Annotated in this window: 20 protein-coding genes and 1 pseudogene; 9 read left to right on the forward strand and 12 right to left on the reverse strand. The window is 55.1% G+C overall.

The window, feature by feature from the left end; all coding sequences use genetic code 11:
• Positions 1-169: 169 nt before the first annotated feature.
• Complete coding sequence (locus TMS3_RS07495) at positions 170-751, forward strand: NUDIX hydrolase (RefSeq protein WP_025164644.1); 582 nt, start codon at positions 170-172, stop codon at positions 749-751.
• On the opposite strand, the gene TMS3_RS07500 is transcribed toward TMS3_RS07495, so the two are convergent.
• The gene (locus TMS3_RS07500) at positions 748-1,509 is read right to left on the reverse strand and encodes an IclR family transcriptional regulator (RefSeq protein WP_025164645.1); all 762 of its coding nucleotides are present in this window, start codon (positions 1,507-1,509) and stop codon (positions 748-750) included. The genes TMS3_RS07495 and TMS3_RS07500 overlap by 4 nt on opposite strands.
• 630 nt (positions 1,510-2,139) lie before the next feature.
• Entirely contained in the window at positions 2,140-3,165 is a 1,026-nt protein-coding gene (locus TMS3_RS07505; RefSeq protein WP_025164646.1) for an IS110 family RNA-guided transposase, read from the reverse strand.
• A 123-nt stretch (positions 3,166-3,288) separates the two neighbouring features.
• Here TMS3_RS07505 and TMS3_RS07510 point away from each other — a divergent pair.
• A pseudogene (locus TMS3_RS07510) lies at positions 3,289-3,750 on the forward strand (transposase); the annotation flags it as partial.
• Between the two features lie 652 nt (positions 3,751-4,402).
• Positions 4,403-4,864 (forward strand): conjugative transfer protein MobI(A/C), encoded by a 462-nt coding sequence (mobI, locus tag TMS3_RS07515; protein WP_025164648.1) that lies wholly within the window; start codon positions 4,403-4,405, stop codon positions 4,862-4,864.
• 369 nt (positions 4,865-5,233) lie between these two features.
• Here mobI and TMS3_RS07520 read toward each other — a convergent pair whose 3' ends face one another.
• Together TMS3_RS07520 and TMS3_RS07525 are read right to left on the reverse strand one after the other, a co-directional pair.
• Positions 5,234-5,599 (reverse strand): hypothetical protein, encoded by a 366-nt coding sequence (locus tag TMS3_RS07520; RefSeq protein WP_025164649.1) that lies wholly within the window; start codon positions 5,597-5,599, stop codon positions 5,234-5,236.
• Between the two features lie 540 nt (positions 5,600-6,139).
• Positions 6,140-7,114 (reverse strand): hypothetical protein, encoded by a 975-nt coding sequence (locus TMS3_RS07525; RefSeq protein WP_025164650.1) that lies wholly within the window; start codon positions 7,112-7,114, stop codon positions 6,140-6,142.
• Positions 7,115-7,340: 226 nt separating this feature from the next.
• On the opposite strand from TMS3_RS07525, the gene TMS3_RS07530 reads away from it, so the two are divergent.
• A complete protein-coding gene (locus TMS3_RS07530; RefSeq protein ID WP_025164651.1) occupies positions 7,341-7,916 on the forward strand; it encodes a recombinase family protein in 576 nt (191 codons plus the stop codon).
• A gap of 174 nt (positions 7,917-8,090) precedes the next feature.
• Here TMS3_RS07530 and TMS3_RS07535 read toward each other — a convergent pair whose 3' ends face one another.
• Positions 8,091-8,276 carry a hypothetical protein gene (locus TMS3_RS07535; protein ID WP_025164652.1) on the reverse strand — a complete coding sequence of 62 codons (186 nt, stop codon included), beginning with the start codon at positions 8,274-8,276 and terminating at the stop codon, positions 8,091-8,093.
• A gap of 200 nt (positions 8,277-8,476) precedes the next feature.
• On the opposite strand from TMS3_RS07535, the gene TMS3_RS07540 reads away from it, so the two are divergent.
• The 5 genes from TMS3_RS07540 (at position 8,477) to TMS3_RS07560 (ending at position 13,420) form a co-directional block, all read left to right on the forward strand.
• On the forward strand, positions 8,477-9,178 hold the full coding sequence (locus TMS3_RS07540) for a hypothetical protein (protein ID WP_025164653.1): 702 nt from the start codon (positions 8,477-8,479) through the stop codon (positions 9,176-9,178).
• Between the two features lie 10 nt (positions 9,179-9,188).
• Positions 9,189-10,298 carry an XRE family transcriptional regulator gene (locus tag TMS3_RS07545; RefSeq protein WP_025164654.1) on the forward strand — a complete coding sequence of 370 codons (1,110 nt, stop codon included), beginning with the start codon at positions 9,189-9,191 and terminating at the stop codon, positions 10,296-10,298.
• 152 nt (positions 10,299-10,450) lie between these two features.
• The gene (locus TMS3_RS07550) at positions 10,451-11,761 is read left to right on the forward strand and encodes a nucleotide-binding domain-containing protein (RefSeq protein WP_025164655.1); all 1,311 of its coding nucleotides are present in this window, start codon (positions 10,451-10,453) and stop codon (positions 11,759-11,761) included.
• Positions 11,754-12,317, forward strand: coding sequence for an SLATT domain-containing protein (locus TMS3_RS07555; protein ID WP_025164656.1), 564 nt, complete (start codon positions 11,754-11,756; stop codon positions 12,315-12,317). The genes TMS3_RS07550 and TMS3_RS07555 overlap by 8 nt, the downstream gene beginning before the upstream one ends.
• A gap of 272 nt (positions 12,318-12,589) precedes the next feature.
• Positions 12,590-13,420 (forward strand): hypothetical protein, encoded by an 831-nt coding sequence (locus TMS3_RS07560; RefSeq protein WP_025164657.1) that lies wholly within the window; start codon positions 12,590-12,592, stop codon positions 13,418-13,420.
• Between the two features lie 137 nt (positions 13,421-13,557).
• Here the strand turns inward: TMS3_RS07560 and TMS3_RS07565 are convergent, their stop codons facing one another.
• The 7 genes from TMS3_RS07565 to TMS3_RS07590 form a co-directional block, all read right to left on the reverse strand.
• Positions 13,558-14,748 (reverse strand): GIY-YIG nuclease family protein, encoded by a 1,191-nt coding sequence (locus TMS3_RS07565; RefSeq protein WP_025164658.1) that lies wholly within the window; start codon positions 14,746-14,748, stop codon positions 13,558-13,560.
• On the reverse strand, positions 14,741-16,753 hold the full coding sequence (locus TMS3_RS07570) for a DEAD/DEAH box helicase (protein WP_235576614.1): 2,013 nt from the start codon (positions 16,751-16,753) through the stop codon (positions 14,741-14,743). The genes TMS3_RS07565 and TMS3_RS07570 overlap by 8 nt, the downstream gene beginning before the upstream one ends.
• A gap of 95 nt (positions 16,754-16,848) precedes the next feature.
• On the reverse strand, positions 16,849-17,910 hold the full coding sequence (locus TMS3_RS07575; protein WP_025164660.1) for a PDDEXK nuclease domain-containing protein: 1,062 nt from the start codon (positions 17,908-17,910) through the stop codon (positions 16,849-16,851).
• Entirely contained in the window at positions 17,907-20,744 is a 2,838-nt protein-coding gene (locus TMS3_RS07580) for a class I SAM-dependent DNA methyltransferase (protein ID WP_025164661.1), read from the reverse strand. The genes TMS3_RS07575 and TMS3_RS07580 overlap by 4 nt, the downstream gene beginning before the upstream one ends.
• A gap of 484 nt (positions 20,745-21,228) precedes the next feature.
• The gene (locus TMS3_RS07585; protein ID WP_029866196.1) at positions 21,229-21,819 is read right to left on the reverse strand and encodes a helix-turn-helix domain-containing protein; all 591 of its coding nucleotides are present in this window, start codon (positions 21,817-21,819) and stop codon (positions 21,229-21,231) included.
• Positions 21,812-22,051, reverse strand: a complete 240-nt coding sequence (locus TMS3_RS24560; protein WP_043301784.1) for a helix-turn-helix transcriptional regulator — start codon at positions 22,049-22,051, stop codon at positions 21,812-21,814. The genes TMS3_RS07585 and TMS3_RS24560 overlap by 8 nt, the downstream gene beginning before the upstream one ends.
• A gap of 468 nt (positions 22,052-22,519) precedes the next feature.
• Entirely contained in the window at positions 22,520-23,725 is a 1,206-nt protein-coding gene (locus tag TMS3_RS07590; protein ID WP_025164663.1) for a tyrosine-type recombinase/integrase, read from the reverse strand.
• Positions 23,726-23,780: the final 55 nt, after the last annotated feature.

The following is a 23,780-nucleotide window of genomic DNA, read 5'->3' on the forward strand; positions in this document are numbered from 1 at the left end:
CCGGCAATTAGCGGCAGGCTGTGCAGGAGTTTGCGGATATGCAACGGGTGAAAGCAACTTTGGACGCACGGATAATGATCGGTAGTGCGGCGGAGATATTCCGGCGTTGTCAGCGAACACTGTGGTCGACCAAAACCAAGACCAGGAGCATTACCGGCAGGAGGAACCCATGGAGGAGCTGACAGCGGAAGCCCTGGCGCAGCGTTTCGCCCATTTGGATTGCGAGGTGCCGCTATTGAGTGCCGGCTCGGAAAGGGTTGCCTCGGTGTTGATACCGCTGCTCACCGCCGAGCCCTGCTGCCCAGTAGTCTTTACGCGGCGTGCCGATCGTATGCGCCGGCATGCCGGGGAGATTAGCTTGCCCGGTGGCCTTCTCGAGCCGGCGGATGATGGCTCGGTGATAAGCGCCGCATTGCGTGAGGCTCAGGAGGAGTTGGGGTTGCCTCCGGCGGCTGTGCAGGTGCAGCTGGTTCTCCCGCATTGCCGCAACAGCCATGGTCTTGTGATCTACCCGGTTGTGGGCATCGTGACGCGACCGCTGCAGTGGCTGCTCCAGGCCGAGGAGGTGGCAGAGGTGATCGAGGTCCCGCTGGGTCATTTCCTCCGGGCCGAGCACTATCGCCTGGAACGAAGGACCTATGACGGTGAGGAAAAGCAAAGCTTGGTACTGGACTGCGGTGTCGAGCAAATTTGGGGCCTGACAGCACGCATCATGAACAACCTGCGGTTGCTGCTGAACCCCAAAGATTAGGGCTTTGCGGCCAGTTCCTCGCCTATCTGCCGGGCATGTTCGCGTAGTGCCTGGGCGACTTCCGCAATCTTTGCCTGGTCCAGGCGAGTGGTGGGGGCGGACAGCGAAATTGCCGCCTTGAGCTGGTTGCTGCAACCAGCGATAGGCACCGCCACGCAGCGTAGACCAATCTCCACTTCCTCGTCGTCAAGCGCGTAGCCGCGCTCACGAGTCAGGTTCAACGCCTCGAGCAGCGCCGCCGGGTCGATGGTGGTCTTGTTGGTGAACGGCTTGAATGACTGGTGTCCGATGCAGCGCTGCAACTCGGCTTCCTCGAGCGTCGACATCATCGCTTTTCCCAGCCCGGTGCAATAGGCCGGCAAACGTTTGCCTATGTGGGTAATCAGCGTCAGGCTGCGCGAGACTTCGCCCTTAGCCACATAGCAGACCATGTCGTTGTCGAGAATTGCGGCGTGGATGGTCTCGCCGAATCGCTCGGCCAGGTGTTTGACGTGGGGCATGGAGATGCTGTTCATTACATCAATGTTCGAAACTTTCCCCCCCAGATCGGCCAGCAACAGCCCCAGTTCGAACGCGCCGTCGGGTGTTTTCACCAGGGCTCCCACCGACTGCAAGGTGATCAAGAACCGGTGAGTGGTAGCGATATTCATATCGAGCCGTCGGCTCAGTTGTGAGAGGCTAAGTTTTTCTCCCGCATATTCAAATGCATTCAATATACGGAAAGCTTTGATGACAGATAGATTAACTGGCGTACTCATGGATTCCGCAATATAGGTCAAGTATTTACTTGGTCGATAATAATCAGCCCCAAAACGTTGCCCAGTATATCATTAATTTTGCGTACCTTATTGACCGGCCCTATTGAGTCTGATTGACGTAAGTCCTTAGGTCGGGACGCCTGGGCTGTATGGCATCACCGAAAACGGCGGTGCGATGCCTATGGCCGCGAGACGAATTCCCTCGCGAGCTGATCGAGATGCTCAACAACGTTTTCGGTAAGGGCTCATCGATACCAAATAGGTGGCCTTCGTCGTGTATGTTTTCGGAGTTTCTGCTCAGGTGTGGAGTCAAAGTAACTCTTTCAGGCGGGGTGGAGTATCTTTTGAATGGTCGCTTCTGGCCCAGAGTGTGTAAAAATCTATGGTCACCCCCACTTTTGCAATACTGATCAGCGATGAGCGTTAGGCTTGCCTAAATCTATCCGGCGTCTTGGTGGAGCAAGCTCCGCGCCTCGATGAGAGTCGCGCCTGACGATCCTGAAAACGCTGGCGGCTTCGAAAGCCAGTTTTTACATCAGGTTCTTCATCAGGCCGGTTGGCCGTTCACGTCATCGTCTGTTCAGCTATCGCAAAACCGGAAAAGGTCGTCGTACTGCTCAGTCAGTAGGGTCAGGCGGTCAAGCCGTCTGGCTCGGCTTCATATCGAGTGTGCTTAACGGCAATCGCCCAGGCAATACGGGCCAGTTTGTTCGCCAGGGCGCAAGCCACCACGTTCGAGTGGCGTCGAATGAGCAAGCCCCGCGCCCAAGTCGCCAATGCCCCACGCTGATGCTCAAGTCGCATTAGATAGACGCGAGCGCACTGAACCAGCAAACGTCTGAGGTGCTTGTCACCCCGCTTGCTGATGCCCAACAGAGTGTTGCGACCGCCTGTGCTGTACTGCCGGGGCACCAGCCCGAGTGATGCGGAAAAGTCGCGGCTACTGGCGTATTGCCAGCCATCTCCCATCTTGACCGCCAGCAAGCTGGCTGTGATCGGGCCGACCCCCGGCATGCTGAGCAACCGACTGCCTAAGTCATCCTCGACTACTTGAGTCTCCAGCTGACTCTCCAGCTCCTTGAGCTGCTGATCCAAGTAGAGGAAGCGCTGATGCAGTCGCATCAACAACTGCGTTAGTTGCGGCGGCAACGAGTGCTCTGACAAAGTGCTCGAGAGTCGCTTCATGGTTGCCAGGCCCTTGGGCAGGCAGATGCCGAACTCCAGCAGGAAACCATGTGCCTGGTTGGTGGCCTGCGTGCGCTCACGGACCAAGGCTTCACGCATACGATGCAAAACAGACAGCGTCTGTTGTGCCTCGGTCTTGGGTGCGACAAAACGCATGGAAGGTCTGCACGCGGCCTCGCAGATGGCCTCGGCATCCACGAAGTCGTTCTTGTTGCTCTTCACGATCGGTCTGACAAATTGCGGTGAGATCAGCTTAGCAACGTGTCCGAGCTTGTTGAGCTCCCGCGCCGTGAAGTGGGCTCCGGCACAGGCCTCCATGACCACCGTGCAGGCCGGCAGATTGCCGAAGAGCCGCATCATCTGCAGCCGCGAGAGCTTCTTGCGAAAGACCGCCCGGCCTGCCCCATCCTGACCATGCAGATGGAAGTTGTGCTTGCCGAGATCGATACCCACCAGTGCAACGTTGTTCATGGCGATGGCCTCCGAGATGAACCCTGCGAGAGCGTAGCCCTCTTGGGTGTGGGGGTGACCATCTCATTACGTCCCGGTAAACCCTTGCTATGATTTCCGAGAATCTCATGGCAAGGGACGCCCATGAAACGGTTTATCCAGGGTGAACACCGAGGTCAAAGCACCTTACTTCCCGAAAGCCTCGACGACTACCTCAGCGATACCAATCCGGTACGTGTGGTCGATGTCTTCGTCGACGAACTCGACCTAGCCACGCTAGGTTTTGATGGCGCCATTCCAGCCGAAACCGGCAGACCTGCCTACCACCCCGCGACTCTGCTGAAAATCTATATCTACGGCTACCTGAACCGCATCCAGTCGAGCCGACGTCTTGAGCGTGAAGCCCAGCGCAACGTCGAGCTGATGTGGTTAACCGGGCGCTTAATGCCCGACTTCAAAACCATCTTTAACTTCCGAAAAGACAACAGCAACGCTATTCGCGGCGTCTGCCGCCAGTTCGTTTTGCTCTGCCAGCAGTTGGGGTTGTTTAGCGATAACCTGGTCGCTATCGACGGCAGCAAATTCAAGGCGGTGAATAACCGCGACGCTCAAACAATGGATGGGGGCAACGCACTTCTTGACTCGAAAACTGAACGGGGTGAGCGCAGAGATGAGCTTGAATGTGCTCGCCTACAACTTGAAGCGGGTGATGAAAATCATCGGCACCGAAGGCTTGTTGAAGGCGATGATGGCGTAAAAGCCCGGCTTTTACTGCCCCAATAGGTGCCAAAGCGTTTCATAAGTGCGCTGAAGCGTTACCGGCGCTGATCGTGGTAAATAATCGGGAAATCGCCACGCCCAGGAGCAATGGGCTGAAGCACGCAAGATAAGAAAGTGTTTTTACACACTCTGGGCCGCTGCCTGTCATCGCCGGCAGCTTGGGTCGGTCGTAGTCGTTCACGAATGGCCGACATAGTTGAACACCTGGGTCAGTTTTCGGTCGGCAGAACAGCCTCTACTGGGTCAGTTTTCGGTCAGCGGCAATAAGCAATAATCTGTTGTACGTCTGTTGCATGCACCGCCTCTCTACGTCTGCCATGTCGTCATTTGCCGCCCATCTGATGCTCGACAGAGTGACGGCGTTACCTGGCGGATTCAGCTTCGGCTGATTTCCGACGATAAAACCGTCTGAAAACGAATTTTGGGTGGTCAGCGTTCAGTCACCATTTAGGCTCATACAAAGTAAAGAGCCTTGGCCATGAGCAAAGAAGCACAAACGATAGTCACCCTGCTGGATCAGCAGTACGAGCGGTTGCTCGCGGACGCGAGATGCCTGGTAGCAAACTATGTGGATGCGTCCATGAAGCTGTACAAAAAGACCGGGGTCGAATCTGTTGTGGCTGCCGTATCAATCAAGCAGGCGAGTCTGAATGCGTACTCGATCTACTGGTGCAAACTGGTGCCGCTGCAAGGACAAAAAAACAAATTCGCGCCCCTGACTATTGCCAAGGGGAATGGTAAACATAAATACCCTGCTTCCTCGTTTGAGTTTGTTAAGTACCCATACCGTCACCTCGTTCTGCAAGTTGAGGGGCGGCTTGCTGAGATTCGCAGCATTGCGAGCGAGAATCGTCAGCTACGTCGGACGTTGGTCGCTTATGAGAAGAAGCTGTCTAGATACCAAGCGCTTAATCATGGCGACCTCTATTCGGGAGGGTAGCGGCTGAGTACCTATAAGCAGTGCCGAACAGATCTGACCCGATTGTAAATCCCGAAAGCCCCGTGCAGCTTGGTCTGATGGGGCTTTCTTGTATCAGCAGTGAATTCCGGTGCGACATGCTGCAGCGCTTGACTAGGTTGCGGGCTATAAGCAGTGCCGTGCGCTAAATCTACTCGCTGCCAGCCAGCAGGCCCGTGCAGGCGGGGGTTGCAGGCTATATTTGTTATTAGCAGTGACGCGAGAGTCCAAGTCTGCCGGCTAACTGCGATCTGTATTAGCAGTGAAAGGCTTCACTTTCATAAAATAAACATTGGTAGGTGCCTGCCTGGCTGGTACCCGTGTCGCGCAGCGGATGGCGGCGGTGATGCGCTACCCTTCACTGCCTCGCTGCTGTTCGAGTGCAATGCGGTTCATTATGCAGATGGGGATGGGGTAGCCCTGGATGTGGGTCGTGAGGGCCTCGTTGCCTGCGATCACCATGATGCAGGATAGGCCTCTGCGGAAGCGCATTCCTCGTCCCGAGTAATTGCGCGGAATGATCTCCCATGATTCGTCGTCGTAGTAAAAACCAACGATTTCTGACCAGTGCGATTGGATGCCCGCGCCCATGATGCCTACTGGTGTCAGGCAGAAAATCTCTACCTGGGTTTCCTGCCCAAGAGGTACAGCATAAACTCGACCGTTGGGCGCAATAGGTGGGAAGTACAGCCCGTTACCGAGGTGACGAAATTCCATGCTTGCGCTCCTGATAGATGAGGTCGCTAGACACTCTCCGGTAGCTTTCGGAAAACCCAAGATCAGATGTTGCCTGCGAGTCGGCGCACGGGTTTTAGCGTACTGGGCAAGCTAGCTCGCCACGTGGAGGGCGTGCATGTCGCTGATCTAAACGCTTCGGCGCTCCGGTCATTTTCGCTAGGGTGCGGAAATTGACAGCCCTTCCGAAGCCATCCCATGACCTCATAGGCTTGGGTAAATACTGCGTATCGCAGCGGTAGGATGCCTTGCCGATGGATTTGGGTAAGCGTCCGCTGCCAAGGGACAGCGGACAGTTTGTTGCAGGTATCTGGTAGTTCCGCTGAAGGCTCAATCGTCGCCGTGCTTCTTGTCCAGATACGCTGCGACCATATAGCCAATTACACCTGCGATAGTCAGCGCACTGATGACGGCAAGCACGGCATATACAAGCAATTCAAAACGATCCATAGCCTTACCCCTTTAATTCGAGCTCTGCCAAGGTTGAGGGCGTCTGATCTAATCCCAAATCTGCTGTGTGGCTTAGCAACTGGTAGCGGCGGCTTCCTTCCGCAGGTTGGCTCGGGCACCGACGTACGCATCAGTTTCCCAAATACGTAAATTCCCAAGCTCGTAGGCGACGTGATTCCGGGCCTCCAGATCCTCATCGTTGGGAGCTTTTCCCCCAAGAATCGGGGCGTGGTGACCAGACAATCGCCGGTAGAGCTCGCAGGCATATGCCGCGCGACAATCATCAATATTTAGTCCGTGAGGAAGTAAAAGCTCTTGCGCTGCAGGTAGGTTCTTTAATTTCCATGTACGCCAAGCTGCTGGCGTCGCGCGACTGCTGCCCTGAAGCTTTTGAAATGCCGCAGCCTTCTCCAAAATTACAATTTGCCCAGGGGTAGAAATATTAATGATCCGATGCTCATGCTCATGCTTATCTTTGCTGAACACATAAAAGATGTTTTCTTCTTCGGCGTCCTTGTGAGCATCTTCTGCGTCGAAGAAAAAAGCCTCAAGCAATGAGATGCCGAGGTATCGAACTAGCCTGATTAAGGTTGCTAGCTGCTCTGAGACAAGGGCCTGAATATCCACCATCGCAGCTTCAAACTTAGTTCGGTCAAGACTGCGCGGCACGGTAATACGTGCATGGCTTGGAAAACCAAGACGGCTACCGACGTTAGCCGCTGCGCCCTTCCAACGGCCATCAGTTGCGAAGCCCATCACTGAATACACAGTCTCAAGCAGACTCGTCACGCAGTGTTGCGGGAGATTTCCTTGGTATGCCTGGATATAGAGCTCTTCTCCGTATTCCCTCACCAGTTTTTTGTTGACGAGTTCCAGGATATCCACCTCATGAGATTCCTTGGCATAAACACTAAACTGCGCCCATTGCTGGTCGTGGATCATGGCCTCGTGCTGACTGAGTAGCCCGCGTCGGACTTCCTCCATGAGTATCGCCGAGCCGGCCCTGGTCAAGTCCCGATCAAAATGTGAGTGAAAACTCTGCTTCATGGTCATTCCTCCATTCAGCTCAGGTGCTGAGCTGCTAAAGGAAATGTTGAGCGAGAAAAAATATCCTGGGGTTCGTTTTCGGTCGCTTTCAGCGCCTGAAATTGACGAGCCCGTCCGTCCCTTAAACGGTCGTTTCTGGCACACCCTCTCTGATAGCCCGTTTCAACTTGGGATTTCCCGGTTTTCTGTCACTTTTCCCGCACCGAAATCAGTGTGGGAAAAACGTATGGGAAAGCGGATTGGGTACGCCCGAGTGTCGACTGATGATCAAAATCTCGATCTGCAGCGTGATGCACTTGCCCTGGCTGGATGCGCTACGGTCTACGAGGAGACCATGAGTGGCAAGTCAGCGGATAGACCGGAGTTGGGGCATTGTCTCAAGGCTCTGCGCAGTGGTGACACCTTGGTCGTATGGCGACTGGATCGCCTCGGCCGCTCCCTGTCTGACTTGGTTGGGATCGTCAGTCGGCTGGAGCAAGAAGGAGTGGGATTCGAGTCGATCAACGAGCGAATCGAAACCACCAGCGCTGCCGGTAAGCTGATCTTTCACGTGTTTGCTGCACTGGCCGAGTTCGAACGCAACCTAATACGAGAACGTACCCGCGCAGGGCTAGCGGCGGCTCGCGCCCGAGGGCGCAAAGGAGGGCGCAAGCCCGCGCTTGATGATCGTCAGGTGCGTGAAATAAGAGCTTTGCTCAAAGATCCTGAGATACAGGTGACTGATGTAGCCCGGCGCTATGGCATTTCCCGAACGACTTTGTATCGTTACGTTGGCGCGCTCAAATCAGCCGGCGCCGTGTGAGTAGCAGTATCGTGTTCCGCCGAGCATTGCGGCCCCATCCAGGGGCACAGTAGCAGGTTCTGTTGTTGACCAATCCAGCCGCAGCCAGCAGGCCGGTGATCACTTGCTTATCCAGGCCGCGACTGCGGTAGTTCACATCTTCCAGATGAGCGGCATAGCGCAGCTTAGCCTGCTTCAGCAGTCGAGACAGTTTGCGGTGCTCGCGATCAGCTCAGAATCTGGCTGTGCCTGCTGGCTCTCCGCATGGGTCAGGTAGGTAAGGCTGGAGGTCAGGAAGTCGAGCGTGTCTTCGGCACGCTCCAGAAGCTCCAGGCATTGGTTGTGGGGCATTCCCAGCGCTTCGGCACTTGGTAAAAGCATTAGGTATTTCCTCTGAGTAATTCCAGCCGCTCATCACCGGCAGCTACCGATCGAAGGTGGATGTTTGGTCATCACTCCTGCGATGACGGTGTTGCAGCGGGAAGGAACCTACTCGCCCGTGACTCTCTAGCTCGCCTAATATTTCCGTTTTTTACACCTCAACATGAGGTACAATTTCCGGAAACACGAAAGGAACGGTCATGAGCAAATTTGAACTAACCGCCTCCAATGCCCTCACTCGCCGGGCTACGATCATCAATGACCCTGCACACGTGGAAACACGACTGCGGGAGCTACATCCTGACCTGAGTCCAATTCTCCTCCGTGATGCCGTCACGGGTGGGCTCAGTGAACGCAACGAGGTCACACGTGCGTCAGCGCCGACCGCCGCAGGTGTGCAGCAATGGCTGAAAACTGTTGAAGATCTGCGCACTTTACTGGCGACAGCTCAATGGCATATCCATGAGCAGCAGAATTGCCCCTTCATCAGCTCACCTGATCGTGACATTTCCATCGTGGTGATGACCGGTAACAGTGAAACCGGTAAGAATGGTGTTGAGGATCCCACAAACCAAGCGGAGAAAGGAGCGGTTGCTGAAAACTTTGTTCAAAAGAACAATCATCAGCTAGAGCTATTCAATAGCACATCGTTCAAGCTCGCCAAGGAAAACCAGAGAGGAACCCAGGTCTGGGCACTGCTCTATCACTACGATAAGGGACTCAAGGAAGTTCGTTACGAATTGTCCTTGCCGACCGGTTTTGGTAACAAGAAAATTACCGACTGGGGTGTCCGTATACTTCTGGGAAATATCTCTAACAATCCCGATGACTTCACAGTGCGCAAGGACGAACCCAATCCCCAGATTTCAGTGGAAGTAGAGCCTAAGACAGGCATATTTTGAGTAAGTAATCATGTCCGAAATAAATCCCAAGCAAATCACATTTGCCAGGGTGAGAAGACGCTTTACAAAAGCGCAGTTGGCAAAGGAATTAGGCATCACTAGTCGTAGCCTGCAAAACTACGAAACTGGAGCATCCTATCCTGATCCAGGAACCTTGGAAAAAATCGCAAAACTGCTGAACTTCCCTCAGCAGTTTTTTTTCATTGATGAGGATATGCCAGAGCTAAGAGAGCATTCGGTAAGTTTTCGTAAGCTCTCAAAGATGACAGATGCATTGAAAGCTTGCACCTTTGCGGCTGGTGCCATTGCGTTCAAGGTCAACTACTGGATCGAAGAAAGGTTTAGCCTCCCCTCGGCAGAGTTACCCGACTTGAGCGATCTAGAGCCTGAAGAGGCAGCTGCCACACTTCGCCGCGTGTGGGGGTTGGGCAATGCGCCGATTCCTAACATGATTCACTTGCTGGAATCCAAAGGCATCCGTGTTTTTTCACTGGCCGAAGAAACCCGAGAGGTGGACGCTTTCTGCACATGGTATGAGGGCAAACCATTTGTTTTCCTTAACACCATCAAGTCCGCTGAGCGGAGCCGCTTTGACGCAGCGCATGAGCTAGGCCATTTGGTGCGCGACGTTTACACCATGCAGCATGGCCAAGCCCATGGTCCTGAAATGGAGCGACAGGCTGATGCATTTGCTGCAGCCTTTCTGATGCCCAAGGAAAGTGTGGCCGCTAACCAACCGCCCGCTTACACAATCAAGTACCTGATGAAACTCAAGCACTATTGGGGTGTATCACTAGCAGCCCTAGCATACCGATTTAGTTCATTAGGGTTGGTCAGCGAGTGGAATTACCGCAGCCTTTGCATAGAAATTGCTAAAAGTGGATATAGAACCAATGAGCCGGAGCCGATGGAGCGAGAAACATCGCAACTGCTGACTAAAGTGCTGGATATCCTGCATAGCCGAAAGCAAGGTCGCCGTGAAATTGCAGAGAGTTTGAGGCTTAGTATAGATGAAATTAATGCCCTAACGTTCCAGCTAACAAGGTTGTCAGTGATTTCTGGAAATGCATCTACCGGCTCGAAAGTCAGAAAAGACTCACCAAAGTTGCGATTAATATAGAGAAAAAGCCTCAGCGGGCGAGCTAGATCTCGGTTTGTCCGGAATGAATCAGAGGGAGCCGAGCTGTAAGGGCCCCTTTTAGTCGTCTGAGTCGCCAACGGCCGTTATGTGCCTTAAATGCTCGTGACGGTCCACTTTAAAAGGAAGCAAAGATGGGTGTTGGGGAAATGTTCTCTGAATTTCTGGGGAACCTGCTTGTGGACAATACGGCAACTATCAGCGCGCGTTACGGCGAGCTGACTTGTGCGCTAAATAAAGAGTTTAGGGACACCGAGTCAAAGACAGCCAACACACTGCAGGTGGGTTCGTTTGGACGCAGCACCGGTATCAAAGGCATTTCGGACTTGGACATGCTTTACATCATGCCCAAGAGCAAGTGGGACGACTACAATAAGACTGGCGGGCAAACGAGGCTGCTTGAAGACGCTAGAAAAGCTATCAAGGATCGTTATCCAACAACCAAGGTTCGTGTGGACCGGCTGGTCGTAACTGTAACGTATCAGGACTTTCACGTTGAGGTCCAACCGGTGTTTGAACAGGACGACGGTAGCTACAAGTACCCTGATACGAAGAACGGTGGCTCTTGGAAGATTACCAAACCACGTGAGGAGATGGATGCTGTTGCAACGCTTGATGGTAAGAAGAACCACAATCTTCGACCGCTCTGTAAAATGGCTCGAGCCTGGAAGAACAAGCATGGCGTGAGCATGGGCGGCCTGCTCATCGATACGCTCGCCTACAACTTCCTCAGCTCAACCACTGAGTACGACAGCCAAAGCTATTTCTACTACGACTGGATGAGTCGAGACTTCTTCAAGTACCTATCCGAGCTTCCCGAGCAAACGGAGTACGCTGCTCCTGGCAGCCGACAGCGGGTCAGGGTCAAGAAGAAGTTTCAGAAGAAGGCCAAAAAGGCCTACGATCTCTGCGTGACTGCCATCGACGCAGAGAAGAGCGCCAACGTCAACGATAAGTGGAAGAAGGTTTATGGTAGACCGTTCCCAGCGTCCAAAGAGCGAGTCGCAGTTGCGACCGTGGCGAGGGCTTGGCGAAACACCGAACAGTTCATCGAAGACCTATTCCCGGTGGACGTTCGCGAGGATCTAAAGGTCGACTGCGACGTTAAACAGCGTGGATTCCGAAAATTCTCCCTAAGGGACATGCTCTCGCGAGCAATCCCACTACGGAGCGAGAAGAACTTGGAATTCAGAATGACTCGACCACTGGCGTTGGACCCAGGCTGCCAGCTCTACTGGAAAGTTCAGAATAGAGGCCCGGAGGCCGAGCAGCGCGATTGCATTCGAGGACAGATCGAATTGGACCGGGGACACTACATGAAGTGCGAATCCACGAGCTTCCGAGGAGACCATATCGTCGAGGCATACCTCGTACGGGACGGCGTCGTAGTCGCCAAGGATAGAATCCACGTTCCCATCGTCAACGACGGACGTGACTATGACTGACGAAAAAACGATCTTGGAGGGCCAGATACGCGAGTGCTACGGACGCGTCGTCTACACCCATAAGACTCATGAGAAGTGCGCCGACTTGCTGTTCAAGCGCCACCAGTGCATCAAAGGATGGCAGATTGCGCTCTCGGCGTTGGTCACGGGCGGGGTGCTAGGCGCGCTATGGCCGGATACCACGTTCGCGTTGACATTACTCACCGCGATTCTGTCCACCGTTCTGCTCGCCCTGAACTCCTATACGAAGGACTATGACTTGGGCGAAGTAGCCCAGAAGCACCGTCAAGCCGCATCGGAAATATGGGTCATTCGGGAACGCTATCTGAACCTGCTGACGGATCTTCGCTCCCAGACCATGAGCCTGGAAGCAGCCCGCGAGATCCGAGATGAGCTTCTTGAGGGGCTAGGTTCCATCTATAGCGGCGCACCAAGCACTAATTCTAAAGCCTATCAATTGGCGCAAGCGGGACTCAAGAACCTGGAAGAGATGACCTTCTCGGACGAAGAGATCGACAAGTTCGTACCCCGTGAGCTACGGCGTAACAAGGTTTAGCACCCAGATAGGCCCTCGAAGTTGAGCAGTAGGTGTCAGAAGGAGCTACCTGCTTACTTTAGGTGGGCAGAATCGTCGGCACAATGGATCACAACCACTGGAATGGCTGGGCAGAACCTCCAGCACGGGCGGGTCACAATCACTGGAACTGGGTGTCAGCATCACTGGAATACACAGAAGGACAGGCACGGCCTTTCTTGGGGATTGTTTTCCTTGGGACTTGGCGAGGGGGCTGTAGCTTGGATGGAAGTAAACAGAGAGGGAGTTTTCTTATGTTCGTGTGGTTTTCAGTGAAAGGTGGTGTAGGTGCGTTGCTTCTGGCTCTCCTGATTGGGTGTTCCAGTTCTCCGAAGGTCACTTTGCCAGAGCCAAAGGATGTGCCCCGCGAGAAATGGTCTGATGCCATGCTGGTTCTGGAAGCCATGCGCATCGATGGTCAGCGCGACATTCCTCGAGAAATGGTCGGGAGTGAAGCCGACAGCTTGGCCCCGCAGCTTGCTTCGGTAGGCGTAGGAGATCTTACCATCGGCGGTTTGGGGTACGTCTCCCCACCCACAGGGTTCAGTAGTGCAGGAGCGGCATCGCTCGGACTTGGATTGTTCCTTTTTGGAGGCAGTGGCGGTCCTGTTTATCACTACCAGGTCGTTGCATGGGTGCCTGAAGAGCTTGCCACCACCCCGGAGAATGCTTCCTTGTTGGTCAAGTCAGCTTGGCTTGAGGCCAGAGAAAAATACTTCAATGGGAAGATTTCCAATTTACGACATGAGCCGGCCCAATACGCTGATGGGTCAGGTAAAAAATTCGACAAATTTACCGATCTGGTAAAAGGGAATCCCACCCCATTTAGTGCTCCTGCGAGTGGGGCTCCGCCGTTCATTTCCGCCAAGAAAGCGTATGGCCCAATCTTTCTGACCGATCCGTCGCTTGAGCTTTTCGCCGATGCGAATAGAGCCGGTATGGATGGTCAGGACGCGTTGGCTGGAATCACCAAGTACCTTCCTGGCTGGGTATATTCTTACTACCCAGGGAAAAACTGGCCCAAAGATTTTCGGCCTGCTGCGATCTACAACAAAAACGGCAACCTCTACTTCATCGGGAGGTGAACATTAGCTCCGCAATGCGGGGCTAATGTTTCATGCTTCAGCGCTTATCCTGGTTGGGAGTGGCCGGAAGATTGCCATCTGGCCGAACACAGCTCGTCACTTTCCAATCCCATGTTCTTGAAAGGCCGCCTCTTCTGCTAGCTGACTAGGCGAGCCGTTTGCGGGTCATATGCAAAATCAGTAATCGACCCATCCCGAATGCGCTCAACCGCCTCATCGATTACATGCAGCGGCACCAGGAACCACTCCCTAGGCTTGACCGGATGGCCGAAGCGGTCTTCGATGGTTAAGTCCAGCTGCGCTGCGCCGAACAGGCGGTGGAAGATGTTTTCTAGCCTGGTGCGATTCAGGTTGTGCAGCTTGTAAGTTGCAACCACTTCCACATCGGCCAGCAGGTAGGTGGCATCCTTCGCCGCCGCCGCGATGCGGGCTTCCACTCGGCCGCCAGTTACGCCGATCTTGTGGATCAGCTCGCGGTGCTCGGCTACGAATGGGTGGCTGGACTGGCTGCGCAGCACATAGATAGTGCCAGTTTCGATGTCGTCCGGCTCGGCTATGTCGCTAAACAGCGGGCCGGAATCTACCTTGATGACCCGAGATCCAGCACGCCCCTCACTGTCCTTGTAGAGCGCCCGCTGCAAGGATCGTAATAGCAGGTCGCTTTCCGTCTCATTGGAGTAGATGACCCGCAAGCGCCCATTCGTCTCCGCATTTGGGGTTCTGTAGGTGTCGCCCACCTCGGCAACATAGGCGATCAGTCCACTCAGGACGAAGAAGTCACCGGCCTCGATGCTGGCGTTCTTGCCAAAGGGCTTGGTTACCCACAGTTTTTGCTTGAGACCTGCTTCCACTTCATCAAACAGCGGCTTGAACTTCTCGAAGTCTTTACATGGATTCCGGGCAGCAATTTCTTCTGCCGCCTTGATTGCCGCACTGGAGCGTACATGCCGCAGTACGGTGATGTCGTCCTGGTCGACGGACTCACTGCCGATGCCCAGCTCGGCGAGCAAAGCGTCTTCATCCAGGTCATCCACATTTACTGTGGCGACTGCCGAACCCGACAGTAGGCCGTGACTATCCAGGCCGGCCAGTAGGGTTTGTGCCTCCGGCAGCTTGCGCAGCTGATCCAGGCGCACGGCATACAAACGCTCGAAGATGTCGCGGTCTTCGCCATGCAGTGGGGCGCGGCCGTGGGTCTGATAGAAGCGCTGAATGTCCTCGAAGCCAGCAATGATGCGCTCTTCGCGAGGAGCTCGAGTGGCTGTCTTGAGCGTAGGGACTTCTACCCCCAGCGCATCCAGCAGGTCGTCATCGTTCATATCAGCCATTGGCGGATTCTCCCTGCGCCGCTTTGGCTTGGGCGCGGTAGCGTGCCAACGCGGCTACGCCTTCGGCCATGCGCTTCTCCCAGGCATCGGCGGAGTTGATGTCAGGTAGGCGGCCACGCTCGTTCTTGAACTGCAGGGCACGCCTGGCCAGCTGACGCGCTTCGTCTTCAGGAATGCTCACTTTCTTGGCCGCAATGCTGGCCTGTACTTGGCGCAGGGACTTCTCATCCATCGCCTTCGCCAGTACCGCATAGGCCGCATCGAAGGGGTTGATGCGGTCGATCAGGTCAATGTCCAGCTCGCGCACGTTAACGAATTTGCGCACGCCATCAAGCAGTGCGGTGCTGCCCTGCACGTTGTCGCTACCGTTTGCATCTGCCTGCGCCAGAGCCAACTTGGCCTGCTGGGTAATGTTCATGGCGGCGATGGCGTGCTGGCGGATGGCTTCCTGGTCGACGTCGCTCAAATCGGGGTAACGCTCGCGCACGATCTTACCCATGCGCAGCTGGGTCAGCTCTTCCGGCAGGGTGTTTTCCTTGTCGAACAGGCCGCGCTCCAGCACGGTTTTATCCTGCAGGAAGCTGGTCACCACTTCGTTCAAGTCTTCTTTGCAGATGCGCGTGGCTTCTGTGCTTTGCGGTGTGGTCAGGCCATTGATCTCGACATGAAACTGGCCCGTGGTTTCATTCACACCCAGGTTGGTGCCACCCGGTTGATACCCCTCCGGCCCGTAATTGAAGCCTTCTTTTGGCCCGGTATCTTTCGGGGTGAACTCATAGCGTGGGGCCAGCACCTGTTCCATCAGTAGGCTGGCGGAAATGGCCTTGAGCATATCGTTCACTGCCTCAGCTACAGCGGCTTGATCAGCTGTAGGTTCGGCGATCAGGTTGGTGAAACGCGAGCGTTCCTTGCCCTCGGCATCCCGCGTGGCACGGCCAATGATCTGCACGATTTCGGTCAGGCTCGAACGGTAGCCGATGGTCAGCGCATGCTCACACCAGATCCAGTCAAAGCCTTCCTTCGCCATGCCCAGTGCGATGATCACATCCACGTTGTCGCGGTTGTTCTTCTGCGCCTGATCTTTCAGTGCGCCGAGCACTTTGGAGCGTCTGGCCGCGTCGCTGTCATCTACCAGGTCGGCCACTTTCAGCGTGCGGCCATCTTTGGCTTTGATCAGATGGAAGCCGGTGGCCGGGTCGACACCCTGCCAATCGCCCAGCGAACTCATGATTTCGTTGACCTCGCGCTCCTTGTCTTTGAGGCTCTCACGGGCATTTACGTTTGGAATGTGGACGATGGTTTTCAGCGACGGGTCCAGAACCTTGGCGACCGCATCCACGTACCTGCCGGTGTAGAAGAAGTAGCCAATATCCAGCGACTTGAGCCAGCGATATCCGTTGAGCTGCTCGTAGTAGGTGTACGTCACTGTCTCAAATTTGTTCTCTTCCGACGGGGCCAGCACGGCCTCGCTGTCTCCACGGAAGTAGGAGCCGGTCATTGCAACCAGGTGCACCTTGTCGCGGTTGATAAACGCGCTCAGTTGGTTGCCCAGTTTGTTGTCTGGGTTGGCGGAAACGTGGTGGAACTCGTCGATGGCAATCAGGCGGTTATCGAAGGCGTCGATGCCCAACTCTTCTACAGCAAAGCGGAAGGTGGCATGGGTGCAGACCAGCACCTTGTCGCTGCTGTCTAGGAAGGCACGCACGGCATCTACTTTGGACTTGGCCACACGCGGTTCGTCGATGCCAGGGGCATTACACAGGTTCCACTGCGGGGCCACCTGCCAGTCCCAGTAGAAGCCATGCTGGCTCAGCAGCTCATCGGCAAAGCTGCCGCCAATGGAGCGTTCGGGCACCACGACAATGGCTTGTTGCAGCCCCTGGTTGTTTAGCTTGTCCAGGGCGATGAACATCAGTGCGCGGGACTTGCCCGATGCGGGTGGCGATTTGATCAGCAGGTACTGTTCGCCGCGCTTGGTATAGGCACGTTCCTGCATGGTACGCATGCCTAGCTCATTAGCCTTGCTGGATGCCCCTGTGTGCGCAGTAGCAATGGATACCGACGGCACCGTGTAGCTGTTTGTCGGGTTGGTGGTGTTAGTCACTGTGATTCGTCCTCCATGAGGGTGCCGTCGCCCGCCAGTTCACGTTCGATCTGTTCAATGCTGGGCAAGCTGGTTTGCAATTCTGCAGGCAGAGATTCGAGTAGTTTGTACTCGGCAATGCCCATGGGCTGGGTCTTATCGCCCAGCGCATATTCCGCCACGATCTTGTTTTTGCTCTTGCAGAGCAAAAGGCCGATGGTGGGGTTGTCGTGTTCACCTTTGACCTGGCGATCCACCGCGGTCATATAAAACCCAAGCTGGCCCAGGTGCTCGGGCTTGAACTTGCCGGCTTTGAGCTCGATCACCACATAGCAGCGCAGCTTGAGGTGATAGAACAGCAGGTCGATAAAGAACTCATCGCCGCCTACATCCAGCAGCACCTGCCGCCCGACAAACGCAAAGCCAGCGCCCAGTTCCAACAGAAACTCGGTGACGTGTTTGACCAGGGCATGTTCGATCTCGCGCTCCTGCGCCTCATCGCGCAGGCCGAGGAAGTCAAAGCGATAAGGATCTTTCAACGATTCGCGGGCCAGGTCGGACTGCGCCTTGGGCAAGCTGACATCGAAGTTAGTGACCGCCGAGCCACTGCGCTCCAGCAGGCGGGTCTCGATATGGATGTTCAGCACATTGCGCGACCAGCCGTGCGCAATGGCGCTCTGGGCATAGGCCAGGCGCTGCTGTGGATCTTTCAGCCGGGTCAGCAATACCAGGTTGTGCCCCCAAGGCAATTGTCCAACAGCCTGTTGGACAATTGCGGCATCCGGCCAGGCTTCGGCAAAGGCGCGCATATACATCAGGTTGGCGCGGGAAAATCCTTTCATGTCAGGAAAGGCGGTGCGCAGGTCGTGTGCCAGCCGCTCGATCACTTTGGCTCCCCAGCCCTGTTGTGCCTGGCGGCTCAAAATGTCGTTGCCGATCTGCCAGTAGAGCTGCACCAGTTCGCGGTTTACCGCCAGCGTGGCACGCTGTTGAGCGTTGTGGATGCGGCCTTTGAGGTCTGCTAACCACTCGCCGTAGCCCTCGGGTGGTGTGGTCAGGCTAGCAGGGGTGTCGCTCATGCCATTTTCCCTCGTTGCTTCTTCGGCGTAGCCTTCGCTGTGTCTGCTGTCATCTTGGTGTAGAGATCAAACAGCTTCTCCAGCCGTTCGGTGTCGTTCTTGAAACGGCGGCCGATGTATATCCGCTCCAGCACTTCATCGTTGCGCTCGTGTGCGTGGCGCAGGTTATCCGGCATGGTTTCCGGGTCGTATAGGTCAGCGATGGTGGCGGGGAAGTGGACTTCGCGGGCCAGCAGAATGTCCTCAGCGCAACGGGTCAAGTCTGCCTTGTTTTGTTCGGTGAGTAGCGGTACGGGGAATGTGTTCCAGCCGAGGGTATTGGAGTAGCGGTAGTCAGTTTTCATCTTCCCGCAGATGGTGGCAACCCAGACCAAATGTAGGCGGCTAGCGATGAGTGCCATGCACCAGCGTGGGGCGTCATAAAAGGCGAATGCCTCTGTCACGATGGCGCCGCGTGGAAATATAGATACGGGTAGATAATCACGCTGTTCCGAAGATGTTTTGGCAACAATCATTACATCTTCAGCACCTGTTTGCCGAACCTCTCCGAATCTGTATGGCGCATCGCCAAGCTTTTTCGTCGCAGCTCGATCACTTGACTGGCGTTTTTCTTGCACGCTCTCAAAGCGGGTCTGGAGCCAGATATTGGCAGAAGCATCTTCGTAATCTGCTTGGCGTACCCAGATGCAGCGCCGCTCAATACCATTAATAAATTCTTTCGTGCCTAATGCCGGACGAATAAATTTCGGTTGCACTTCATGTTGCTTAATCGCTGACGTTGCATCATCAAAGCTCATCAATAGGTGGCCGCCATCATTCGGCATGCTGCCGAAGCTCATTTCTGCAAGCCCACTTATTGGGGATGATCTAGGCGCAACAATGACATTCTTGGCAGGAATCAGGTAGGGGTTGATGTTTTCAACATCTTTTACGGTGAGCGTTCCTTCCTTCTCTGCAAGAAACAGCCTCCGGCGTTTACTGGCCTGATTTGAAAGGCCAATAATCACTACCGTCACACCTGCATTTTTTGAAGCCAAATTTTTCCACTTGAAAGAAGTGTGTGCGAACGCTATTTCGTACCCTTCCGCTAAGATCAGTGGCCACAAAATCGGAACCTGCTGGCCTTGGCAGATCGAGTTAGTTGTCACGAGCGCGGTTGCAGTTTTAGTCTGTTTTCCGTAATCAACAGCCTTCATAAACCAACCAGCGACATAGTCCAGCGTTCCAAATGTGCTCGTGCGCTTTTCAAAGACAAGCTTCAAGTCCGCTTTACGACTTTCAGCTTCTTTCTTCAGTCGTTCCTTTTGCTCGTTGCTCGCGTCCTTAGGCGGCTTGACGTTTGAGCCAACGTACGGTGGATTACCGCAAATATATGTTTCGCCACCCTCATTCTCGAAATCTATCTCCGCTTGATTCAGCGGCGTGCCAAATAAGTCATCGGCAACTACTTTGACGCCCGTGCCGGTAGGTGGGCAAATGCTCAACCAATCCAGCCTCAACGCATTGCCGCAAACAATCCAGTTTTGCGCATCCAGAGGCAAAAACTCAGCCAGAGCATCCTGTTGACCGCGATACAGCACGTCGCATTGAAACTCGGCGATGATCAGCGCCAGACGGGCAATTTCAGCCGGGAAGTCGCGTAGCTCGATACCGCGGAAGTTGGTCAGCGGTATTTCGGATTTGTTGTGAGCTTCTCCCCGGCGATGATTGATTTCCGCCTCGATCTCGCGCATTTGCTTGTAGGCGATAACCAGGAAGTTGCCGGAGCCACAGGCTGGGTCGAACACACGAATATGTGCCATACGCTTGCGTAGGTTCAGAAGCTTGGCCCTGTTGTCGCCAGCCGCCTCCAGTTGCGCCCGTAGATCATCCAGAAACAGTGGGTTCAACACCTTCAGGATGTTGGGCACGCTGGTGTAATGCATGCCTAGTGCGCCGCGCTCCTCATCGTCGGCGACAGCTTGGATCATGCTGCCGAAGATGTCTGGGTTGATTTTTTTCCAGTTCAGATTGCCGGCGTGTACCAGGTAAGTGCGTGCCATGCGGGTGAAGCGCGGTACTTCGGTGCTGCCTGAGAACAAGCCGCCATTCACATAAGGGAAGGTGTTGGCCCAGCTGGGCAGGCGCGGCTGAGCGGTTGCCCGTTCGGCCAGCTTGATGTTCATGGCACGGAAAATTTCCGACAGCACCTGGTCGGTGTTGGAGCCCGCGCGCTCGCTGAACTGTTCAACCGTTTTGGTAAACAGACCGTCGCCATTGAAAATATCGGTGTCTTCGGCAAAGAAGCAGAACACTAGGCGCGCCATAAAGTGGTTCATGTCGGCGCGGCGCTCGGCTCTGGCCCAGTCCGGGTTCTCGTTCAGCAGCTCGACGTACAGCTTGTTAAGGCGGCTGGTGGCGCGCACGTCGATGGGGTTGTCCTTGATCTCCTTGATAGTGGAGATGCCGGCCAGCGGCAGCAGGAAACCGAAATGGTTGGGAAAGTCCGGGTAGTCGCAGGTGATGGTTTCACCCGTGATCAGCTCTTCGGCCTCCAGCGTTTGCCCGTCGGTGGCAAGGATGAACTTGGCTTTGGCTTTTGTGGTGGCCGGGCTGACGCGCAAGGCCTTGAGCGTGTCGCCCACGGTGCCGGGCTCGCATGCGGCAATATGAATGTTGCTGCGCAGTAGTACGCCGCCGGGTACGTCCGAGGCGTTGTTGTTGCCAGCGCGCAGGCGCTTGAGCGCGGTTTCCTTGTTGCCGAATGCAGCTAAGAAGGTGAACGGAAACTCCGCCGCGTCAAAGGGCTCAAGGGCCAGGTCCGAAATGGCGGACTCAATTTCTACTGCATTCATGGTTTACCACTGTCCAGATCGCTGATGCGCGAAGGCGGCGATTTTAGCCGCTAAAATTTTTTGGTGATGGCTCCATCCCGGCCGGCACATGCCGCTCTGTCGGCTTGGCGTCAGCATCGGCTACTCAGTTCTGCTCAGCCGTATCGGTTTATGCCGGATGCCACTGGATGCGACAGCCGAGCGCCCTGAGCCAGTGACCGGGGAATCAACCACTACACGATGCCGGGGATGATAAAGGAAGGCGCTTCTGTAATGCGAAAAAGCCGCAGATGGCAGGGCTGGCGGGATTCGTCGAATCGAGTTTACGGTAGCTGTCCGTAACCAATATGGCTTCGGCGCTTTCACTCAGGAGGCTATGTCGCCTCCTGAGCTTCTCTTTTTTATTTTCTCTTTCTTTTTAGCGGCTCAGCCTGAGCTGGATTCCAGCGCGATGGAGCTCTAGGTGAGATCCATCCAGATGGTACACAGCTCAGGTTGATACGTGTCACTCTGAGCTGTGTATAAGATCGCTACGGCGATTGAGGTTTCTACGCAGCGTTTCTCGAATGCCGGCTGGCAGTCGATCTAGGTCGGTGTGCAATGAGCCTAAATCGATCTGGGAATTACCACCTGCTAGATTGATTTGTATATTCAGGCGCTCGATATTCAGTGTTCGCGTACTTGCGAGATCGCCAGCGATCATGGCTTTTTTAAGCTCAGTAACGGTCTGCTGGGCGCGATCCGGCACGTAATCCCAGGTTACTACGGTATGTGGTAAGCCGGCCTGAGTAACCTGGACCTTTTCGCGTAGGGTGTAGTGATTAGATCGGCCGCACTTTTTCTTTGCGATGAAACCTGCTTTTTCGAGAACCCCTAATGCCCGTTTGACCTGTGCCTGACTGACTCCAGACTGTTCGGAAATCCGTTGGATGCCCGGTTTCGATAATCCATGGTCGAAATTGGCGTGTGCCTTGATGACGGCATAAACCGTAAACGCATGGGGCCCGATTCGGGCGACATCACCCTGATCAATCATGGCCCTGAAGACATGAAACCACTGGGTCTGTGCGCGCAGTGGGACGGAGGTGTTAGTCATTGTTATGCCTCCCACGTAGCTGTACGCGCGGCCGGCTCAGGATCCAGGCAGATATCTCCGTGCTGAGCCAGCCAACCGATCTGCTGCTGCCTAGATCATATGGAGTAGGGAATTTTCCCGCAGCTATGTCGCGATAGATCGTGGATCTCTTTTTCCCGACCGCGAGCTCAACCTCGGGCAGGCGTAGGAAACGTGGTTCCTCTGGGCTGGGTGCAATAGTTCGTGCTGACATTTGATTGGTGCTCAGGCGGTGGCGTTGCAGCAGTCCTCAAGTGCTGCAATACGCGTATGTATTGGGAGTGGCGCTCGGATTTTCCTACTGCAAAGCAGGGGCGTTTGTCGGGCCCAGTGCTACGGGCCTCCGAGATTTATTGCCGGCGGCAGCTGTGCGGATGACAGCTGAGGCTGTGTCTTTGGCGTGGGGGAGAGGAAAGACCCTGCTGGTACGGAATAGGAGTCCGTAAGTTTCTTTAGCAGCCTTGCTGCAGGCGAGCAGGCGAGCAGGCGCAAAAGGCCCTGCGAGATGCTGGCGATACCCCGATGAGGTGGCCAGAAAGTCCATTTGCTAACAGCAGATGGACTTCGGATTCTTAACGCCGTAACCGGGGCAGCGTGACGATCCCATGGAGTCCTATGAACGTCCGAGGGATGCCAGATTTTTACCAAGCGGGGATCGGTATTGCAAGCCCAAGCAGTGAGCTCAGGCCTTGATCGCATCTAGGTAATCTGACCAGCGCTGCATCATGTCGCGGCGCTCTGGCAGAAATGATGTTCGGTCATATGCGCGGCCCAGTGGATTTTTTACCGTGTGAGCAAGCTGATGCTCCAGAAGATCGGGGCGAAACCCCAGCACCTCAGCACCTATGGTTCTCGCGGTCGCACGAAAGCCGTGCCCTGTCATTTCGTCGCCACTGATGTCCATGCGGCGTAACGCGCTGAGGACGGCATTGTTGGACATCGGTCGGTCGCCTCCTCGTGCCGATGGGAAGGCATATCGATGTCTGCCAGTTAGTGGTTTCAGTTCGCGCAGAACGGCGACTGCTTGTTGGCTGAGAGGAACCAAATGATCCGGCCGATCCTGTTTGGTGGCAGTAAGGCCCTTCATTTTCTGGCCAGGAATCAACCACTCGCCAGCATCCAGATTCACCTCCGACCATTCCATGTGTCGAAGGTCTCCGGGCCGGCAGAACAGCAACGGGGCCAGTTTTAACGCACAACAAACAGGCATCGTTCCGCTGTAGCTGTCCAGTGCTTTGAGCAGTGCGCCGAGTTTTTCAGGATCGGTCACGGCAGCAAAGTGTTTCACCCGCTTGGCTGGGAGCGTACGTGATAGATTCCCAATCTGGTTGGGAGGGGTGATGCCGGCAGCTTCGGCGAACTCGAAAATCTGTTTGTAGATCTGGGCTACACGACGCGCCGTCTCGCGAGCGCCGCGCTTGATAATGCGTTGCAGATTTTCGACCAGCATGGGCGTGTTGATGCTGCTGATTGGTAGCTTTCCCAACCAGGGGTAGGCGTTGAGCTTAAGGCGCTGCCGCACCGTGCGGGTGTACTCCGGATCCCAGGATGACTCGCGAATAGTGAGCCATTGCTTAGCGACCGATTCAAAGGTGTGCTGGTGATCGAGCTGGCTGACCACCTTGGCCATGCGTCTTTGCAGCGACGGGTCATGGCCACCTGCGAGCTGGACACGAGCATCATCACGCTTGCGCCGGGCCTCCTGCAGGCCGACCTCTGGATAAACGCCAAGCGCCAGGCGTTTTTCCTTTCCCAGAAAACGGTACTTCAAGCGCCAGTAACGGCCTCCGTTGGGCTGCACTTCCAGGTACAAACCCTGCTCGTCATACAGGCGGTAAGGCTTGTCTTGGGGTTTGGCGTTGCGGCAGTTGATGTCTTTCAGGGGCATTGGGGGCACATCCTCTCCGAGCGAGCTGATGAGCGTTTTATGCCCCCATATATGC

It is taken from the genome of Pseudomonas taeanensis MS-3 (assembly GCF_000498575.2).
Classification (GTDB): Bacteria; Pseudomonadota; Gammaproteobacteria; order Pseudomonadales; family Pseudomonadaceae; genus Aquipseudomonas; species Aquipseudomonas taeanensis.

Excerpts from the sequence above, each read along its gene's own strand:
- TMS3_RS07590 (WP_025164663.1), bottom strand. The coding sequence starts at position 23,725 with ATGCCCCTGAAAGACATCAACTGCCGCAACGCCAAACCCCAAGACAAG.
- TMS3_RS07535 (WP_025164652.1), bottom strand. The coding sequence starts at position 8,276 with ATGCTTTTACCAAGTGCCGAAGCGCTGGGAATGCCCCACAACCAATGC.
- TMS3_RS07580 (WP_025164661.1), bottom strand. The coding sequence starts at position 20,744 with ATGAATGCAGTAGAAATTGAGTCCGCCATTTCGGACCTGGCCCTTGAG.
- TMS3_RS07575 (WP_025164660.1), bottom strand. The coding sequence starts at position 17,910 with ATGAGCGACACCCCTGCTAGCCTGACCACACCACCCGAGGGCTACGGC.
- TMS3_RS07585 (WP_029866196.1), bottom strand. The coding sequence starts at position 21,819 with ATGACTAACACCTCCGTCCCACTGCGCGCACAGACCCAGTGGTTTCAT.
- TMS3_RS24560 (WP_043301784.1), bottom strand. The coding sequence starts at position 22,051 with ATGTCAGCACGAACTATTGCACCCAGCCCAGAGGAACCACGTTTCCTA.
- TMS3_RS07550 (WP_025164655.1), top strand. The coding sequence starts at position 10,451 with ATGGGTGTTGGGGAAATGTTCTCTGAATTTCTGGGGAACCTGCTTGTG.
- TMS3_RS07525 (WP_025164650.1), bottom strand. The coding sequence starts at position 7,114 with ATGAAGCAGAGTTTTCACTCACATTTTGATCGGGACTTGACCAGGGCC.
- TMS3_RS07570 (WP_235576614.1), bottom strand. The coding sequence starts at position 16,753 with ATGCGTACCATGCAGGAACGTGCCTATACCAAGCGCGGCGAACAGTAC.
- TMS3_RS07505 (WP_025164646.1), bottom strand. The coding sequence starts at position 3,165 with ATGAACAACGTTGCACTGGTGGGTATCGATCTCGGCAAGCACAACTTC.
- TMS3_RS07495 (WP_025164644.1), top strand. The coding sequence starts at position 170 with ATGGAGGAGCTGACAGCGGAAGCCCTGGCGCAGCGTTTCGCCCATTTG.
- TMS3_RS07560 (WP_025164657.1), top strand. The coding sequence starts at position 12,590 with ATGTTCGTGTGGTTTTCAGTGAAAGGTGGTGTAGGTGCGTTGCTTCTG.
- TMS3_RS07500 (WP_025164645.1), bottom strand. The coding sequence starts at position 1,509 with ATGAGTACGCCAGTTAATCTATCTGTCATCAAAGCTTTCCGTATATTG.
- TMS3_RS07555 (WP_025164656.1), top strand. The coding sequence starts at position 11,754 with ATGACTGACGAAAAAACGATCTTGGAGGGCCAGATACGCGAGTGCTAC.
- TMS3_RS07565 (WP_025164658.1), bottom strand. The coding sequence starts at position 14,748 with ATGGCTGATATGAACGATGACGACCTGCTGGATGCGCTGGGGGTAGAA.
- TMS3_RS07520 (WP_025164649.1), bottom strand. The coding sequence starts at position 5,599 with ATGGAATTTCGTCACCTCGGTAACGGGCTGTACTTCCCACCTATTGCG.
- TMS3_RS07530 (WP_025164651.1), top strand. The coding sequence starts at position 7,341 with ATGGGAAAGCGGATTGGGTACGCCCGAGTGTCGACTGATGATCAAAAT.
- mobI (WP_025164648.1), top strand. The coding sequence starts at position 4,403 with ATGAGCAAAGAAGCACAAACGATAGTCACCCTGCTGGATCAGCAGTAC.
- TMS3_RS07545 (WP_025164654.1), top strand. The coding sequence starts at position 9,189 with ATGTCCGAAATAAATCCCAAGCAAATCACATTTGCCAGGGTGAGAAGA.
- TMS3_RS07540 (WP_025164653.1), top strand. The coding sequence starts at position 8,477 with ATGAGCAAATTTGAACTAACCGCCTCCAATGCCCTCACTCGCCGGGCT.